The following is a 16,858-nucleotide window of genomic DNA, read 5'->3' as shown; positions in this document are numbered from 1 at the left end:
AGCGTGCCGTTGCGGTACACGTCGTAGCCGGTCACGCCGACGTTGTCGCTCGACGCGCCCCAGGAGAGCGAGACCTGGGTGGCCGCGGTCGCGGTGGCGGTCAGGCCGCCCGGGACGGTCGGCGCCTGGGTGTCCGACGGGGTCCCGCCGGGGCCGTCCAGGCTGATGTCGTCCGCGTAGTACGTGCCCTGGCCGTACCAGCCGTTCAGGTACACCTCGGCGGTGGTCTGCGAGGCGCCGGTGGTGAAGTTGACCGTCAGCTGCTTCCAGTCGGACGCGGAGGGCGTCCAGGTCGAGGTGCCGCCGGTGACGCCGAGGTACACGTAGTTGCCGCGCACCCAACTCGTCAGCGAGTAGGCGGTGTTGGGCTGCACCGTGACGGTCTGGGTGCACTTGGCGTTGTCCGAGGCGCTGACCGCGCCGGCCAGCGCCTTGGTGCCGCCGTGGACGGGGGTCGAGACGACCGACCCGGTGCCGCCGGTGCAGGACCAGCCGCTCAGGGTGCCGGTCTCGAAACCGGGGTTGGTCAGGACGTTCGCGGCGCTGGCGCTGCTCGGAACGGTGGCGACGGCGGCCGTCGCCAGCAGCAGCGCGGCGGCGCCGACCGCGGTGGCGCGGCGGTTGGGGGCGTGCACGGGTACCTCCAGTGGGGGATGGGGGCGGAGGTGCGTAGGGAGCGCGCACAACAAAATGGACTGGACCAATTGGTTATGTCAAGGCTAGGTCAAAGCGCGGACAGCGCGCTGACGCACTGTCACCACCCCGCGCGCCCCCTCCCCGCACGGCCGGAACGCTGCTCCGTCCGGGTGTCTTGCGGCACGCCGGAGCCGGAGCCCGGGCCCAGCTCGGGCACGATCGTTCAGCCCAGCTGTGGCACCCGTTAAGAATTACTCGATGGACCGCACCCGCCGTGAACAGGCAGATTTCACCCTGCCCGGCCGGTGACCGCCGCACGCCGGGCCGCCCCACCGGTCCTGCCACCCCGCAGGGCCCGCCCCCGGACCCGCCGACCGGCAGGCCCGCCCGAACCCCGCGTCAGGAGCGCTCGCCGTGAAGGCACTCGTCAAGCTGAACGCCGAACCCGGACTCTGGATGACCGACGTCCCGGAACCGGAGATCGGCCCCGGCGACGTCCTGATCAAGGTCCTGCGCACCGGCATCTGCGGCACCGACCTGCACATCCGCAAGTGGGACGGCTGGGCCCAGCAGACGATCAAGACCCCGATGACCATCGGCCACGAGTTCGTCGGCGAGGTCGCCGCGGTCGGCGCCGCCGTCACCGACGTCGCCGTCGGCGACCTGGCCAGCGGCGAGGGCCACCTGGTCTGCGGCAAGTGCCGCAACTGCCTGGCCGGGCGCCGCCACCTGTGCCGCAACACCATCGGCCTGGGCGTCAACCGCGACGGCGCGTTCGCCGAGTACGTCGCGCTGCCCGCCTCCAACGTCTGGGTGCACCGCGTCCCCGTCGACCTCGACGTCGCCGCGATCTTCGACCCGTTCGGCAACGCCGTGCACACCGCGCTGTCCTTCCCGCTGGTCGGCGAGGACGTCCTGGTCACCGGCGCCGGACCGATCGGCATCATGGCCGCCGCCGTCGCCAAGCACGCCGGCGCCCGCAACGTCATGATCACCGACGTCTCCCCGTACCGCCTCGACCTCGCCCGCGAGCTCGGCGTCACCCTCGCCCTCGACGTCTCGCAGCACACCATCGCCGACGGCCAGCACCGGCTCGGCCTGCGCGAGGGCTTCGACGTCGGCCTGGAGATGTCCGGCCGCCCCGAGGCCATGCAGTCGATGATCGCCAACATGACCCACGGCGGGAAGATCGCGATGCTCGGCCTGCCCGCCGAGGACTTCCCGGTCGACTGGGCCCACGTGGTCACCTCGATGCTCACCATCAAGGGCATCTACGGCCGCGAGATGTTCGAGACCTGGTACGCGATGTCCGTGCTGCTGGAGGGCGGGCTCGACCTCACCCCGGTGATCACCGGCCGGCACGCCGCCCGGGACTTCGAGGCCGCCTTCGACGAGGCCGCCGGCGGCAACTGCGGCAAGGTCATCCTCGACTGGACGACGCTGTAAGCGCTTTCACGGCACGTGCCCTCACGGCAAGCCCGCTGAACCCTCGTTAGGAGCGACACCCCCGTGTTCGAGAACGTCCGCGACGACCTCGCCGCCACCCTCACCGAGATCCGCGACGCCGGCCTGTTCAAGCCGGAACGCGTCATCGGCACCCCGCAGTCCGCCGAGATCACCGTCACCTCCGGCAACGGCGGCCAGGTGCTCAACTTCTGCGCCAACAACTACCTCGGCCTCGCCGACCACCCCGCCGTGGTCGCCGCCGCCAAGGACGCCCTCGACCGCTGGGGCTACGGCATGGCGTCCGTCCGCTTCATCTGCGGCACCCAGGACGTCCACAAGGAACTGGAGCAGCGCCTCTCCCAGTTCCTCGGCCAGGAGGACACCATCCTGTACTCCTCCTGCTTCGACGCCAACGGCGGCGTCTTCGAGACCCTGCTCGACGAACGCGACGCCGTCATCTCCGACGCCCTCAACCACGCCTCCATCATCGACGGCATCCGCCTCTCCAAGGCCCGCCGCCACCGCTACGCCAACCGCGACCTCGCCGACCTGGAGAAGCAGCTCCAGGACACCCAGGACGCCCGCCGCCGCCTGATCGTCACCGACGGCGTGTTCTCCATGGACGGCTACATCGCCCCGCTGCGCGAGATCTGCGACCTCGCCGACCGCTACGACGCCATGGTCATGGTCGACGACTCGCACGCCGTCGGCTTCGTCGGCCCCACCGGCCGCGGCACCCCCGAACTGCACGGCGTCGCGGACCGCGTCGACATCGTCACCGGCACCCTCGGCAAGGCCCTCGGCGGCGCCTCCGGCGGCTACGTCGCCGCCCGCCGCGAGATCGTCGCCCTGCTGCGCCAGCGCTCCCGTCCGTACCTGTTCTCCAACTCGCTCGCCCCGGTGATCGCCGCCGCCTCGCTCACCGTGCTCGACCTGCTGGAGACCAGCGACGACCTGCGCGACCGGCTGCGCGCCAACACCGAGCTGTTCCGGACGAGGATGACCGAGGCCGGGTTCGAGATCCTGCCCGGCGAGCACGCCATCGCCCCCGTCATGGTCGGCGACGCCGCCCGGGCCGGGCGCCTCGCCGAACTCCTGCTGGAGCGCGGCGTCTACGTGATCGGCTTCTCCTACCCGGTGGTGCCGCACGGCGCCGCCCGGATCCGGGTCCAGCTCTCCGCCGCGCACAGCACCGAGGACGTCGAACGCGCCGTCGCCGCCTTCGTCGACGCCCGCGCCGCACTGGACGCCTGACCCGCCGCCCCGCGGCACACGGACCAGGTGCGGGCACCCTCGACCGCGCCATCCCTGCGGGCCGCCCCGACCCCCCTCCAGGGGCGGCCCGCCCGGCGCGGGGAGCCGGGCCCGGCTCCCCGCGCCGACCACCCCCACAGCGGCCCCCGGCCACCCGGCGTCCCGACCGGCCCCGCCGCGCTGGCAGAATCGACCCCGTGATCGACGCACGACGGCTGCGGACCCTCCGGGCCGTGGCCGACCACCGGACGGTGACCGCCGCGGCGGCCGCGCTCTACCTCACCCCCTCCGCGGTCTCCCAGCAGCTCGCCGCCCTCGAACAGGAGACCGGCCACACCCTGCTGGTCCGCGACGGCCGCGGCGTCCGCCTCACCGCCGCCGGGGAGATCCTGCTCACCCACGCCGACGCCGTCCTCGCCCAGCTCGAACGCGCCGAGGCCGACCTCGCCGCCTACGCCTCCGGCGCCGCCGGGGAGGTCACCGTCGCCTCCTTCGCCACCGGCATCGCCCTCGTCCTCGCCCCCGCCGTCACCGCCCTCGCCGACACCGCCCCCGACCTGCGGGTCCGCGTCCTGGACGCGGAGGGCGACGCCAGCCTGCCGATGCTCCTCGACGGACGCGCCGACATCGCCGTCGCCGTCGAGTACCGCGGCGCCCCGCGCCCCGACGACCGCCGCCTCACCCGCCTGCCGCTGTACGCCGAACCCTTCGACGCCGTCCTCCCGCTGCACCACCCGCTGGCCGCCTCGGCCGGGCCCGTCGCCGTCGCCGACCTCGCCGCCGAACCCTGGATCGGCCCCTACCCCGGCAATCCCTGCCACGACGTCGTCCTGCTCGCCTGCGAGCACGCGGGCTTCCAACCCCGCCTGGTCCACTCCTCCGACGACTTCCGCGCCGTCACCGCCCTGGCCTCCGCCGGAGCGGGCGTCGCCCTCGTCCCGCGCTCCGCGCTGCGCGACACCGAGCGCACCGCCGTCGCCGTCCGCCCCGTCGACAGCCCCCTCGCCACCCGCCGGGTCTTCGCCGCCACCCGGGCGGGCGCCGAACTCCACCCGCTGATCCGCCCCGTGCTGGCCACCCTCGCCCGCACCGCGGCCCACCTCGACCACCCGGCCTGAACCCGCCCCCCCCAGCGCACCTTCGCGGCCGCCCCGGGCCGGGGAGCGCCGTCCACCGCCGTGCAGATGCCGAAGACCCGGTCGTGGCCCGTCCAGCCGTTCACCCGGCCGCGGTTGTTGCTGATCTGCACCCGCCGCCGGGCCGGCTCCAGGGCCGGGACCAGGTGCAGGTGGACCGTGCCGGAGACGCGGGCCAGCACGACGTCGCCCACGGCGAGCCTCTCCGGGTCGACCGGCGCGACCGAGACCAGTTGGCGGCTGCGGATCAGCGGCACCATCGAGGAGCCCGTCGGACGGAACTCCACCGCGGCCCCGGCAGCCACCCGGGCCGCCACTGCATCGAGCATTCCCATCGCGCGATCGTGGCAGGGCCGCCCGCCCGGCTCCACCGGTCTTCCGGCGGCCCGGGCCGGGGCGCACGCGCCGCCGCGCACCCGGCGGCGGCCGCCGGCCGCGGCCCGCACCGACGCGAATCGGCCGATCCAGCAGCGTTCCGACAGCTCAACGAGCGTCCTGGCATATGCTGCCGGATGGTCAGGGACGACCACCAACCACCCTCGCAGGAGTGCCCGATGAGCGATCACCAGACCGGCCGCAGCACGACCCCGATCCCGATCGGGGTCGTCGGGCTCGGCGACATCGCGCAGAAGGCGTACCTGCCCGTCCTCACCGCCCAGCCCGGCATCGACCTGCGGCTGATGACCAGGGACCGGGCCAAGCTCGACCGGATCGGCGACGCCCACCGCCTCCCGTTCCGCACCACCGACCTCGGCGAGCTGATCGACTCCGGCATCCGGGCCGCGTTCGTCCACGCCGCCACCGACCAGCACGTCCCGATCGTCGAGGAACTGCTCACCCGCGGCGTCGACGTGTACGTGGACAAGCCGCTCGCCTACGACCTCGACGGCGCCCGCCGCCTGGTCGCGCTGGCCGAGCACACCGGCCGCTCGCTGCTGGTCGGCTTCAACCGCCGCCACGCCCCCGGCTACCTGCTCGCCGCCGATCGCCCGCGCGACCTGATCGTCCTGCAGAAGCACCGCGAGGGCCTGCCCGAGCGGGCCCGCACCCTGGTCTACGACGACTTCATCCACGTCGTCGACAGCCTGCGCTTCCTCGTCCCCGGCGAGATCGAGCACGTCGACGTCCGCTCCCGCACCCGCGACGGCCTGGTCGAGCACCTCGTCCTGACCCTGGCCGGGCGCGGCTTCACCGCCCTCGGCATCATGAACCGGGTCTCGGGCTCCACCGAGGAGGTCCTGGAGGTCTCCGGCGCCGACTCCAAGCGCGAGGTCCACAACCTCTCCGAGGTCGTCGACCACCGCGGCCAGCCCACCGTCCGCCGCCGCGGCGACTGGGTCCCGGTCGCCCGCCAGCGCGGCATCGAGCAGGTCGTCCTGCACTTCCTGGACGCCCTCCGCTCCGGCAAGGTGCTCGACGCCGCCGACGCCCTGCGCACCCACGAGCTGTGCGAGCTGATCGTCGAACGCATCGAGGCCCAGGCGGTCTGAGCCCCCCGGGGGGGACGGGGGCTGGACGGGGACGGGACGGGGCGGTCGCAACCGCGGTGCGGTGCCCGTCAGTTGTGGGCGGCGGCGCTCGCGGAGGGGCGCCTGCCGGTGCCCGGGGAGGCGGTCGGCGAGGCGGTCGGGAGGGGGCGGTTCTCGCGCAGCGACAGCCACAGCGCGGCGGCCTTCGCCTCGTCGGCGACCACCCGGTTGTGGTCGATCCGGTCGGCGACCACCGGCAGCATCACCGTCTTCATCCGCTCCGGCTGCAGGCCCTTCAGGCTCTGCGCGAAGGTCAGCAGCGAGGTCAGCGAACCGAGCTCCTGGTCCGTGGTGAGCGCCTTGGTCGCGGCGTCCGCCACCCCGTACGCCCGGGTCGGGTCCGACAGCGTCCCCTGCCGCTGCAACTGGCTGAGCACCGCGAGCAGGAACTTCTGCTGCAGCCCGATCCGCCCCAGGTCGCTGCCGTCGCCGACGCCGTGCCTGGTCCGCACGAACGCCAGCGCCTGCTTCCCGTCCAGGGTGCTCGTCCCGGCGGGCAGCCGCAGCCCCGAGTACGGGTCGGTGATCGGCGCGTCCACGGTGACCGCGACGCCGCCCATCGCGTCCACCAGGCGCTCGAACCCGGCGAAGTCGATCTCCACGTAGTGGTTCATCCGCAGCCCGGTCATCGACTCCACGGTCTTCACCACGCAGGCCGGACCGCCGCTGGTGTAGATCGAGTTGAACATCACCCGGGTCGCGGCGGGCAACTGCTGCCCCCCGGCGGTGGTGCACGCCGGACGGCTCACCATGGTGTCGCGCGGGATGCTCACCACCGTCGCGGCCGACCGCCCCTGCGGGATGTGCACCACCATCGTGGTGTCCGAGCGGGCCGTCCCGCCGGTGTTCCCGCCCGCCAGGTCGCCGTTCTCCCCGTTGCGCGAGTCCGAGCCCAGCACCAGGATGTCCTGCGCCCCGTCCGGCAGCGGAGCCGGCCGGTCCGTCCCCAGCGCCCGGTCGATGTCGACCGTCCCCAGGTTCCCCTCCAGGTGCCGGTACGCCCAGTACGCCCACCCGCCCGCGGCCAGCGCCAGCACCAGCAACCCGCCGCCGCAGACCAGCAGGACGCGTCGAGCCCGCGTCCGCTTCCGCGTCCGCCGACGCCGCGGTGGGGCGGGGGCGTCCGGGGCCGCGGTCGCTGTCTCATCGGTCTGCGCCATGCTCGTGCGTCCTCCTGTTTCGTGACGCACGGATATGCCGGTACGTGCGCGGAGGACATGTTCTCATGTGTTTTTCGCCGGAACTCCGCGGGGACGATCACGCCCCCGGCCGGAACCCCTTCGCAACCGCCTGACCACGCACGGTACCGGCCGGATCCCGTCCCGCCCGTGCCCGTTCCCGCTTCTCCCCGGCGCCCCGCCGCGGGAGGACCGATGCGCCCCGGAATTCCAACGCGCTTTCCCGGCCGACGGATCGGGGGTGAATTCGGGGGCGCGGCCGCGGCCGGTCCGGTACCGTGACGGCGGGGGCCGTGACTGGCGCACAGGTGGAGCACCACCGGGGAACGGCCGTCCCCGTCGATGCCGCGCGCCTGGGCGAACTCACCACCCACCCCAGGGAGTTGCCCGATGACGCAGACCCCCGGCCAGGCCCGTCCGATGGACGGCACCGCCCTCGCCCGCCGCCTCACCGACGAGACCGCCGCCGCGGCCGCCGACCTCCACCGCCGCACCGGCACCGCCCCCTGCCTCGCCACCGTCCTGGTCGGCGACGACCCGGCCTCCGCGACCTACGTCCGGATGAAGCGCACCCGCTGCGCGCAGGCCGGCATCCGCTCCCGGCACACCGCCCTCCCCGCGGGCACCGGAACCGCCCGGCTCGTCGACACCGTCGCCGAGTTGTCCGCCGACCCGACCGTCCACGGCATCCTGCTCCAGCACCCCGTCGGCCCGCACGCCGACGAGCGCGCCGCCTTCGAGGCGATCGCCCCGGCCAAGGACGTCGACGGCGTCACCACGCACTCCTTCGCCGCGACGGCCTTCGGCCTGCCCGGCTTCACCTCCTGCACTCCCGGCGGCATCGTGCGCCTGCTCGACGAGTACCGGGTCGACCTGCGCGGCAAGCACGCGGTCGTGGTCGGCCGCAGCGCGATCCTCGGCAGGCCCGCGGGCATGCTGCTGCTCGCCCGCGACGCCACCGTCACCTACTGCCACTCCCGGACCGCCGACCTCCCCGCGTTCCTCCGCGAGGCCGACGTCCTGATCGCGGCCGTCGGCAAGCCCGAACTCATCCGCGGCGACCACCTCAAGCCCGGGGCGGTCGTCATCGACGCGGGCTACCACCCCGGCGGGGTCGGAGACGTCCACCACGCCTCGGCCCGCGAGCGCGCCGCCCTGATCACCCCCGTGCCGGGCGGCGTCGGGCCGATGACGATCGCGGTGCTGCTGGCCCAGACGGTGGAGGCGGCGCGGCAGCAACTCGGCGTCGCCTGACGGGAGCCGGGCGGGGCGAGGGCGGGGCGGGCCGGCGCGGGGGACGGGCGAACCGCCGGGGTGTCCGGCCCGCCCGCTACCGTCGTCCCCGCCCCGTCCCCTCCGCCGATCCGGGAACCACGGTGAACGACCGCACCCACCAGCCGAGCGCCGCCCGGCGCGCCGTGCTCGACCACCTGCTCGCGCTGATCGCCGACTCGCCGTGGGCCGAGTCGCTGGTGCTGCGCGGCAGCGCGGTGATGCCCGCCTGGGTCGGCGCGGCCGCGCGCGAACCCGCCGACCTCGACTGGATCCTGCTGCCGTCCACGCTCGTCCCGGTCGACCCCCGCGACCCGTACCCGCACCTGCCCGACCTGGCGCCCGTCCGGCACTGGCCCGAGGCCGCGGACGGCGCCGGGGCGTACGAGATGTGGCGCTTCGAGGACTTCGACACCCGCGGCCTGCGCGCCCGCCTCCCGCCCGAGGGCCTGCACTGGGTACCCGCGGCCGAACCCGAGGCGGACGGGCCGCACCAGGTGCTCCGCGCCCTGGTCGAACGCCACCCGCAGGTCGCCCCGGGCATCCGGCTCGACCCCGACTCCGTCGTGGAGACCGGCGGCTGGTCCTACTGGCCCCCGAGCACCGACGAGGAGCGCGACGACGCCGACCACGGGGAGCCCGGCGTCCGGGTCGCCCTGCGCTGGACGGCGGAGGGCACCGGGGGCGGCGAGGTCACGGTCGACTTCGCCCGCGACGAACGGATGCCCCAACCGCCCGTCCGCACCGCCGTCCCGCGCGCCTGGGCCGGGGCCGGGGCCGGGGTCGGCGGTTCCGGAACCACCGGCCCCGGCGCGACCACCGTGCTGACCGCGAGCCGGGAACTCTCGCTCGCCTGGAAACTGCTCTGGCTGCGCGCCGACGGCGAACGCGCCCGCGCCAAGGACCTGTACGACGCCGTCCTGCTCGCCGAACTCTGCGCCCACACCCTCGACCCCGCCCTGCTGCGCCGCGTCCTGGCCCGCGAACCGGGCCACCCCGGCACCCTCCGCCCCGCCGACCTCACCGCCCCGCCCGCCGACTGGGCCGCCCTGCGCGCCGCCCACCCCGCCGCCACCGGCACCGCCGACGCCTGGCTGGCCCGCCTGCGCACCGCCCTCGCACCCCTGACGGACCGCTGAGGCGCTCCTGACGCGGGGTCAGCGGCCGCCGCGAAAAGGGGAGGCGCACCGCCCCGGACCGGCGCTACGTTGGCCGGATGCGCCTGACGAAGTACGCCCACGCCTGCGTCCGGATCGACTCGGCCGACGGCGCCCGCTCCGTCCTGATCGACCCGGGCTGCTGGACGGAGCCCGAGGCCTTCGACGGCGTCCGCGCCGTGCTCTACACCCACGGGCACGCCGACCACGTCGACGCGGCACTGCTGGCCGCCGCCCGCGCCGCCGACCCGCAGCTGGAGGTCTACACCCACCCCGAGCTCGCGGCCGAACTCGCCGCGCACCCCGCCCTCACCGGCCCCGCCCCCGTCGCCGTCCGGACGGGGGAGGGGTTCACCGCCGGCGGCTTCGCGGTGCGCGCGGTCGGCGGGCGGCACGCGGAGACCATCGACGGGTACCCGGACTGCGCGAACCTCGGCTACCTGGTCGAGGGCGTCTACCACCCCGGCGACTCGCTGCACGTCCCGAACGGCCCGGGCGAGGAGGTGCACGCCCTGCTGCTGCCCGCGGGCGGCCCCTGGCAGAGCCTGCGGCAGGCGATCGAGATGGTGCGCGCCGTCCGCCCCGGGCGCACCTTCCCGATCCACGACGCCCACCTGAGCGAGATCGGCACCGAGAACTTCGACGGCTGGCTCGGCGGGGAGGCGGGCACCGACTACGCCCGGATCCCGCGCGGAGGGTCCGTCCTGCTGGACTGACACCCCGCCCCTACTGCCCCGTTACCTACTGCCCCATCACGTAGCGGACGGTCGGGCCGGTGGTCCAGCCGCCGTCCACCGCGAGCTCGGCGCCCGTGACGTACGAGGCCGCGTCGGACAGCAGGAAGACGGTGGCCGCGGCGATCTCGGGGGCCTCGCCGACCCGGCCCATCGGCGTGTTGGGGTAGTTGCCCTCACCGCGCTGGATCCCGGTGGACGCCGTCATCGGCGTGTAGGTCATGCCCGGGTGGACGGAGTTCACCCGGATCCGGTCGGTGCCCAGCTCCACCGCACCGATCTTGGTCAGGCCGCGCACGCCCCACTTGGACGCCCCGTACCCGGCGGTCAGCGCCAGGCCCATCAGCCCGGCCGCCGAGGAGATGTTCACCACCGAGCCGCCGCCCGCCGCCCGCAGCGCCGGGACGACCGTCTTCATGCCGATGAACACGCCCGTCAGGTTGATGTCGAGCACCTTGCGGAAGTGCTCCACCGACTCGTCGACCAGGAAGCTGCCGGTGGAGATGCCCGCGTTGTTCACCAGCCCGTGCACCGCACCGAACTCGGCCTGCGCGTACGCCACCACGTCCGCCCAGTCCTGCTCCGAGCTGACGTCGTGGTGGCGGTAGCGGGCCCGCTCGCCCAGCTCCGCGGCCGTCGCCGCGCCGTCCTCGTCCAGGACGTCGGTGATCAGCACGTTCGCCCCCGCCGCGACCGCCTGCTTCGCGGTCTCCGCGCCCAGCCCCCGGGCCCCGCCGGTGATGATGACGGTCTTGCCGGTCAGCTCGCTCATGACTTGCTCCTCGGTGCTCGCACGCGCGCGCCTCGTGGGCCCGCGCTCCTTGCTTCCTTGCTTCAGTGCTGTGTTGCCCTGTCGCTTCCGTACTGCGCCGGGGTGCGGTGCGGTTCGCTGCACCCCGGCGCCACCGGGCCCGCGCGGGGTCCGGATGTTCAGGGCCCGGACGTTCAGGGCCCGGAGGTTCAGGGCCCGGAGGTTCAGGGCCCGGGGGCTCCGGGCACCGGCGCGGTCAGCAGGCCGGTGCAGACGGAGACGAGATCGGCGAGGTACGCGCGGTCGTCGCTCAGGGTGTGCTCGCCCTCGGCGAGCTGCCGGGCGCGTTCGGCGAGCGCCGCCCCGATCAGGGTCAGCGCCAGGTCGATCCGCTCCAGCCGGACGGGCTCGGGCGCCAGCGGGAGCAGCGGCGCCTCCAGCTCCAGGATCAGCCGCCAGTAGAGGGTGCCCGCCAGCCCGGCGTGCGGACGCCGCTCGCGGATGCCGCTGCGGTGGCTGACCTGGGTGGAGATCCGCAGGCAGTCCCGGCCGCGCTCGGTGCGCAGCTCGGTGGCCTCCGCGTCGATCAGCGCCCGCAGCAGCTCGCCCAGCGGACGCCCCTCGGGCCGCGGCAGCCGCTCGGCCAGCGCCCGCTCGGTGCGCTGCTGGCGCTCGGCCATCACCGCGTCCAGCAGCCCCTCGCGGGAACCGAAGTGGTACTGCACCGCGGACGGGTTCGCCTGCCCGGCCCGCCGCACCACCTCGCGCAGCTGCGCCCCGTGCACGCCGTGCGCCGCGAACAGGCGCTCGGCGGAACGGATCAGCAGCTCCCGGGTGGAACCGGTGCCGGTGCCGGTGCTGTCGTTCTCGGTTCCGCCGGTGCTGTCGCTGTCGCTGCTCGCCGGGGTGCTTCGGGCACCCGTTGACTTCCTCGCCATGCCTCCACATTAATGCTCGGCATTATTAATGTCGAGCATTAGGCCGATCGGCCCCAGCTGCCACCCGTCCGTGTGTCACCTGGGAACTCGCTGGGAACCCCGGCGCGCGGCACGAGGAATCTCCAAGCCGCACTTGCTAGCTTCGTGACGCATGATCGACTCGTCCCACCTGGCAGCCCGGTCACGCTCCCTGGCGCTCCACCTGCTGTCCCGCCTCAGACTCCGGCACCTGGCCTGGCCGGTGTTCGCCATCGCGTTCTGGTGGTACCTGGCGGTGTACGGCCTGCCCTACGCCAACGACGTGGTCTTCCTCTGGCTGATCTCCGCCCTGGTCGCGGCGTCCGTGCACAGCGGCGGCCGCAAGGGCTGGCTGTACGTGCTGCGGGACTGGGTCCCGGTGATGGCCGTGGTCTGGGTGTACTCCCTGCTCCGCGGCTACGGCGCGCACACGCCCTGGCGCCCGCACTACGCGCCGCAGATCGCCTTCGACGAGGTGCTCGGCTTCGGTGAGACCTGGACCGTCCGGCTGCAGGACTGGCTCTACCACCCCGGCCACCCGCAGTGGTACGACTACGCCGCCGTCACCGTCTACATGTCGCACTTCTTCGCGGTGTTCGTGATCCTCGCCGTGCTGTGGAAGCGCAACCACGCCCGGTTCCGGCACTTCCTCGGCTGCTACCTGGCGATCACCGCGATCGGCTTCGTCACCTACGTGCTCTACCCGGCCGACCCGCCGTGGCTGGCCGCGCTCGAACACCACATGCCGGCCGTCAACCGGATCGTCGCCACCGTCCTCGACAACAGCGGCCTCCACCGGGCCGGCACCATCTTCGAGAACGGCAGCAAGTTCGCCAACGACGTCGCCGCGATGCCCTCGCTGCACGCCGCCTACCCGATGATGATCGCCCTGGTGTTCTGGCCCAAGGCGGGCCGCACGCTGCGCGTCCTGCTCGCCGCGTACCCCCTGGCGATGGCCTTCACCCTGGTCTACGGCGCCGAGCACTTCATCATCGACATCCTGGTCGGCTGGGCCTACGCCTGGGCGATGGTCACGCTGGTCAGCCGCTTCGTCGCCCGCCGCGCCGCGGCCCGGGCCGCGAAGGGCGGGGCCGCCGTCCCCGCGCCCGCCGAACCGGCCGCTCCCGCCGCCGAACCGACCGTCCCGGCCGTCTGACGGCGGACGGCACCCCACCCCGTGGGCCCCGGCCCCGGCCCGGCAAGGTGGTGCCGGACCGGGGCCCTTCCCGTGCCGCCCCCGCCCTCCGCGCAGCCCCGGACGCCCCCGTCCGGGGCTGCTGTGCGCGAGCCGGGAACTCCCTGGGCGTTCGCTGTGAATCGAACTGTCCCCGCGCCCGTGCCGGTGGGCCGCCCGGGTGAACCCGGCGGGCCCGCGGACGGTCCGGTTCCGGTTCGATTCCTGTCCGGTACCGGCCCCGGGGGCCCGCCGGGTCGGACGGGTACGGCGAAGGCTTTGCCAATCCGTGGCGGAGTCTTGTTGCGCCCCCCGGTAGCGTCGTGCGGAACCCAGCAGGAGGACCCGCATCATGGCCGCACCCCAAGCCCCGTCAGCGCCCGGCGCGCGCCCCCGACCCGCCGGCCGGCCGACGGCCCGATGATCTCCGGCCACCTCGCCGCACCCGCCCTGTGGACGGTCCTGACCCCGCTGGGCGTCCTGCTCTCCGGCCTCGGCCTGGCCTCCACGATCCGGATCCGCCCCGGCACCGACCGGCCCCGCGACCACCTGCTCGGTCCGCTGCTGATCGCCTCCGGCATCCTGGTCGCGGGCTTCGGCCTCTGGATGCTCTGAACCCCGCCGGGCTCAGCCGTCCGTACCGGCCGCCCCGGCCGCCCCGTCCGCGAACCAGTGGCCGATGCCGGTCCAGTCGAACCCCGACCGCCACGCCGTCTGCCCGTTCGACCAGCCGACCAGCGCGTCCACCACCCTGGTGAGGGAGACCGTCAGCGTCCGGTAGTGCTCGGCGGCGACGCCGTCGCGGTACTCCAACTGGTAGACGCCGTTCTCCTGCAGGCGCACCTGCACGTACCAGTCGCCCTCCGGTTCGTCCGCGCCGAACCGCTCGAGGACCAGGTGGGAATCGCCCCGCTGCATGTTCGCCACGAGCCGGCTCAGGGCGGCCGGTCCGGGATCGCGCATCGACAGTCCGCGCTCGGTCATCGCGTGAAGCATGCGTGGAGCATGCCGCACCTCACCGACAGCGCGGCCGCCGGGGTCACCGCCGACCGCCCCGGACAGGGGCGGCCGGCCGGGCGCGGCGCGGGCAGCACCGCGGGCATCCGCCCCGCGGCGGCGGCCGGTTGGCGCCGCTGCGCCTTCGTCAGCGGGTCGAAGAGCAACCGCCGCACCTCAGCGCCGACACCTCGCCGACGGCGAGCAGCAACTGGATCGGGAACTCCGGATCGCTCTGCCCGACCGACAGGCCCACCCAGCGCGCCGCCCCCGGCAGTCGCCACACCAGGGCGCGGCCGCTCAACATCCCCAGGAACTCCAGCGGTTCGGGCAGCGGGGCCGAGTCGGCGGCCTCCACGTAGCTCCACAGGTCCACGGCCTCCGGCGCGCCCCAACGGGCCGTCAGCAGCGCCGCCAGCGCCTGCTCGGCGTCCTCGATCTCCTGCTCCGCGGGCTCCACCACCTCGGGGCCCCGCCCGTCCCAGAAGTCCCGGCTCTCCTGGAGCACCAGCAGGTGGAACCCCGGCCCGCCCCACCCCTCGGGCGCCCAGTACTGCCCCGCCCGCGCGGGGAACGGCAGCGCGCACAGGCGCTCGACCACCGCCATCCGCTCGGCGGCGACGGACTCGGGGGAGGGGCGCTCGGTGGACATGCCCCGGACGCTACCGGCCCCGGCCGACAGCCTCCGCCACCGCGTCCAGCTCGCACCGGTACCAGGCGCCCTCCTCACCGCCGAGGTCCTCCGGAGCGGCGGGGCCGACGGGCACGAAACCGGTCTTGAGCAGGACCCGCCGGGACGCGGCGTTCCGTTCCGAGACCGCCGCCCGCAGGTGCCCCAGCCCGTACCGCACCGCGGCCAGCCGGACCACCTCCCGCACGGCGGCGGTCGCCACGCCGCGCCCGCCCGCGTGCTGCGCGACCCGGTAGCCGAGCACCGCGCCGCCGTCCGCGATGTCGACCAGGTTGAACCTGCCGAGCACCGAGCCGTCCTCGGCCAGCAGCAGGTGGAACGCGCAGGCACCGGTCTCCTGCTCGGCCAGCAGGGCCCGGTGCCGCTCCGCGTACCGGGCGAAGAACGCGTCCCCGCGGTCGGGAACCGAAGCCGCGAAGTACGCGCGGTTCGCCACTTCGAAGGCCAGCACCACCTGCGCGTGATCGGCGCGCAACAGCGTCAACTCGGGCATCCCCCAAGCCTACTCGGCCAGTCGCCGCGCCAACGTCCCGCTCCTGCACGGCCCTGGCCCGCTCAGAGCGGTGGCCGGGACAACGGCCCGCCCGGCGCGGTGAGTTCGGCGAGCGCGGTGAGCTCCTCGATCCGCAGCACCGCCCCGCCCCCGCCGGGGCCCGGGGACGCGTCCGGGGCCGGGGACGGCCCGCCGGTGACGAAGTCGATGCCGCGGTCCAGCCAGACGCCGGTGAGCCCGGCGGCGGCGGCCGCGGCGACGTCGCTGGAGAGCATGTCGCCGACGTTGGCGGCCCGTGCGGGGACGGTGCGCAGCGCGCGGCAGGCGGCGGCGTACGCGGCGGGCTTGGCGCTGCCGAGCTCGGTCGGGGTCAGGACGGCCTCGAAGTGCTCCAGCAGTCCGAAGCGGGCCAGTTTGGCGCGCTGCTGCGCCGGGTCGCCGTTGGTGAGGACGGCGAGCCGCGGCGGGCGGGGGAGCCGGTTGAGGGCCTCCAGGCCGGGCCGCACGTCGGGGTAGCACCGCCAGGCCTCCTCGAACGCGGGGAGGTAGCACTCGGCGATCCAGGCGTCCAGCCGCGCCGGGTCCGCGGGGGCGGGTGCGCCCAGCAGCGGCAGGAAGGCCGCGGCCCGCCGCCGGTGGTGCTCGGCGAACGAGCACCCGCCGCCCAGGTACTCCCGCATGTGCCGCGCCTCCAGCGCCCACCACGCCGCCGCCAACTCCTCCGGCGCCGCCGTCGCGCCCGGGGCCTCCCGGCCGATCCGGTCGATCGCCGCGAAGACCGCACCGCGGTGGTCGACCAGGGTGCCGTCCAGGTCGATGAAGATCACGTCCGTCATGCGGGGAATCATCCCGCGGCGCCACCGCACCCCGGCCCCGGCCCCGGTTGGCCCCGGCCCCGGCCCCGAGGAGATCGTCCACCGGATCCGCGCACCCGGCGAAGGCCCCGCGGAGCACGTGCCGCCCCGGTGGGCGCTAGCCCGCGGGGCAGCGTCACCCGCCGCCCCGCCGGGCCCGCTGGCGCGAGTCGTCGACCGCCGTCCGCGACCAGTCCAGCTCGCCCGCCCGGTAGAGCTCGTCCAGCAGCACCCCCTGCAGCCGGTCCCAGACCCCGGCGTCCTGCCAGTCCCGCAGCCGGCGCCAGCACGTCATGCCGGAGCCGTAGCCCAGCTCCTGCGGCAGCCACTCCCACTGGATGCCGGTGTGCAGCACGAACAGGATCCCCTGCAGGCAGCCGCGGTCGTTCGCGGACGGGCGCCCGAGGCCCTGCCGCCGCACCGGCAGCAGCGGCTCGATCCGGCCCCACAGCTCGTCCGACACCAACCACGGCGGTCTCTTCCCCACGGCAGGCCCAACGAGCCGCCGCCCGGACGGACATGGGAAGCCACCCGTTCGGCCACCCGCCCGCCCGCGCCATCCCCGTGCGGCCCGGGGCGTCGGTACCGGCGGGCAGACTGA

The 16,858-nt window shown here is 74.7% G+C and carries 17 protein-coding genes, 1 pseudogene and 1 riboswitch; of the genes and pseudogenes, 9 read left to right on the top strand and 9 right to left on the bottom strand.

Annotated features, from left to right (window positions below; all coding sequences use genetic code 11):
* On the bottom strand, nt 1–635 hold a 635-nt coding region (locus tag OO57_RS25890), incomplete at its 3' end, for a carbohydrate binding domain-containing protein (protein WP_033255059.1).
* 415 nt (nt 636–1,050) lie between these two features.
* Between OO57_RS25890 and tdh the strand changes: the two genes are divergently transcribed.
* The 4 genes from tdh (at nt 1,051) to OO57_RS25870 (ending at nt 5,962) form a co-directional block, all read left to right on the top strand.
* Nucleotides 1,051–2,082: an L-threonine 3-dehydrogenase gene (tdh, locus tag OO57_RS25885; RefSeq protein WP_033255058.1), complete on the top strand. Its 1,032-nt coding sequence runs from the start codon at nt 1,051–1,053 to the stop codon at nt 2,080–2,082.
* A 63-nt stretch (nt 2,083–2,145) separates the two neighbouring features.
* Nucleotides 2,146–3,336, top strand: coding sequence for a glycine C-acetyltransferase (locus OO57_RS25880; RefSeq protein WP_033255057.1), 1,191 nt, complete (start codon nt 2,146–2,148; stop codon nt 3,334–3,336).
* A gap of 197 nt (nt 3,337–3,533) precedes the next feature.
* On the top strand, nt 3,534–4,454 hold the full coding sequence (locus tag OO57_RS25875; RefSeq protein ID WP_033255056.1) for a LysR family transcriptional regulator: 921 nt from the start codon (nt 3,534–3,536) through the stop codon (nt 4,452–4,454).
* Between the two features lie 572 nt (nt 4,455–5,026).
* Nucleotides 5,027–5,962 carry a Gfo/Idh/MocA family protein gene (locus OO57_RS25870; protein ID WP_051778251.1) on the top strand — a complete coding sequence of 312 codons (936 nt, stop codon included), beginning with the start codon at nt 5,027–5,029 and terminating at the stop codon, nt 5,960–5,962.
* 68 nt (nt 5,963–6,030) lie between these two features.
* Here OO57_RS25870 and OO57_RS25865 read toward each other — a convergent pair whose 3' ends face one another.
* A complete protein-coding gene (locus tag OO57_RS25865; RefSeq protein WP_033255055.1) occupies nt 6,031–7,161 on the bottom strand; it encodes an LCP family protein in 1,131 nt (376 codons plus the stop codon).
* A gap of 301 nt (nt 7,162–7,462) precedes the next feature.
* Nucleotides 7,463–7,545: riboswitch (ZMP/ZTP riboswitch) on the top strand.
* A gap of 24 nt (nt 7,546–7,569) precedes the next feature.
* Here OO57_RS25865 and OO57_RS25860 point away from each other — a divergent pair.
* The 3 genes from OO57_RS25860 to OO57_RS25850 all read left to right on the top strand — a co-directional run bounded on the left by OO57_RS25860 (nt 7,570) and on the right by OO57_RS25850 (nt 10,324).
* Nucleotides 7,570–8,433: a bifunctional 5,10-methylenetetrahydrofolate dehydrogenase/5,10-methenyltetrahydrofolate cyclohydrolase gene (locus tag OO57_RS25860; protein ID WP_033255054.1), complete on the top strand. Its 864-nt coding sequence runs from the start codon at nt 7,570–7,572 to the stop codon at nt 8,431–8,433.
* Nucleotides 8,434–8,555: 122 nt separating this feature from the next.
* Nucleotides 8,556–9,590 (top strand): nucleotidyl transferase AbiEii/AbiGii toxin family protein, encoded by a 1,035-nt coding sequence (locus tag OO57_RS25855; protein WP_033255053.1) that lies wholly within the window; start codon nt 8,556–8,558, stop codon nt 9,588–9,590.
* 77 nt (nt 9,591–9,667) lie between these two features.
* Nucleotides 9,668–10,324, top strand: a complete 657-nt coding sequence (locus OO57_RS25850; protein ID WP_033255052.1) for an MBL fold metallo-hydrolase — start codon at nt 9,668–9,670, stop codon at nt 10,322–10,324.
* Nucleotides 10,325–10,349: 25 nt separating this feature from the next.
* Here the strand turns inward: OO57_RS25850 and OO57_RS25845 are convergent, their stop codons facing one another.
* Together OO57_RS25845 and OO57_RS25840 are read right to left on the bottom strand one after the other, a co-directional pair.
* Nucleotides 10,350–11,114, bottom strand: coding sequence for a glucose 1-dehydrogenase (locus OO57_RS25845; RefSeq protein WP_033255051.1), 765 nt, complete (start codon nt 11,112–11,114; stop codon nt 10,350–10,352).
* A gap of 203 nt (nt 11,115–11,317) precedes the next feature.
* Nucleotides 11,318–12,031 (bottom strand): TetR/AcrR family transcriptional regulator, encoded by a 714-nt coding sequence (locus OO57_RS25840; protein WP_081973966.1) that lies wholly within the window; start codon nt 12,029–12,031, stop codon nt 11,318–11,320.
* A gap of 151 nt (nt 12,032–12,182) precedes the next feature.
* On the opposite strand from OO57_RS25840, the gene OO57_RS25835 reads away from it, so the two are divergent.
* Nucleotides 12,183–13,205 carry a phosphatase PAP2 family protein gene (locus OO57_RS25835; RefSeq protein ID WP_051778250.1) on the top strand — a complete coding sequence of 341 codons (1,023 nt, stop codon included), beginning with the start codon at nt 12,183–12,185 and terminating at the stop codon, nt 13,203–13,205.
* Nucleotides 13,206–13,643: 438 nt separating this feature from the next.
* Complete coding sequence (locus tag OO57_RS25830) at nt 13,644–13,838, top strand: hypothetical protein (RefSeq protein WP_033255050.1); 195 nt, start codon at nt 13,644–13,646, stop codon at nt 13,836–13,838.
* Between the two features lie 12 nt (nt 13,839–13,850).
* Here OO57_RS25830 and OO57_RS25825 read toward each other — a convergent pair whose 3' ends face one another.
* From OO57_RS25825 to OO57_RS44105, 5 genes and pseudogenes are all read right to left on the bottom strand, one after another.
* Entirely contained in the window at nt 13,851–14,207 is a 357-nt protein-coding gene (locus tag OO57_RS25825; RefSeq protein ID WP_234337506.1) for a hypothetical protein, read from the bottom strand.
* Between the two features lie 160 nt (nt 14,208–14,367).
* A complete protein-coding gene (locus tag OO57_RS25820) occupies nt 14,368–14,871 on the bottom strand; it encodes a hypothetical protein (RefSeq protein WP_033255049.1) in 504 nt (167 codons plus the stop codon).
* A gap of 10 nt (nt 14,872–14,881) precedes the next feature.
* Complete coding sequence (locus OO57_RS25815; RefSeq protein WP_033255048.1) at nt 14,882–15,403, bottom strand: GNAT family N-acetyltransferase; 522 nt, start codon at nt 15,401–15,403, stop codon at nt 14,882–14,884.
* 62 nt (nt 15,404–15,465) lie between these two features.
* Nucleotides 15,466–16,239, bottom strand: a complete 774-nt coding sequence (locus OO57_RS25810) for an HAD family hydrolase (RefSeq protein WP_051778249.1) — start codon at nt 16,237–16,239, stop codon at nt 15,466–15,468.
* A 163-nt stretch (nt 16,240–16,402) separates the two neighbouring features.
* Nucleotides 16,403–16,744: pseudogene (locus tag OO57_RS44105) on the bottom strand (transposase); the annotation flags it as partial.
* Nucleotides 16,745–16,858 lie beyond the last annotated feature (114 nt).

The organism is Kitasatospora phosalacinea, assembly GCF_000717185.1.
GTDB classification, from domain to species: Bacteria; Actinomycetota; Actinomycetes; order Streptomycetales; family Streptomycetaceae; genus Kitasatospora; species Kitasatospora phosalacinea_A.
Note: the sequence above shows the minus strand (reverse complement) of the source record. Positions and strands in the feature narration are given on the sequence as shown.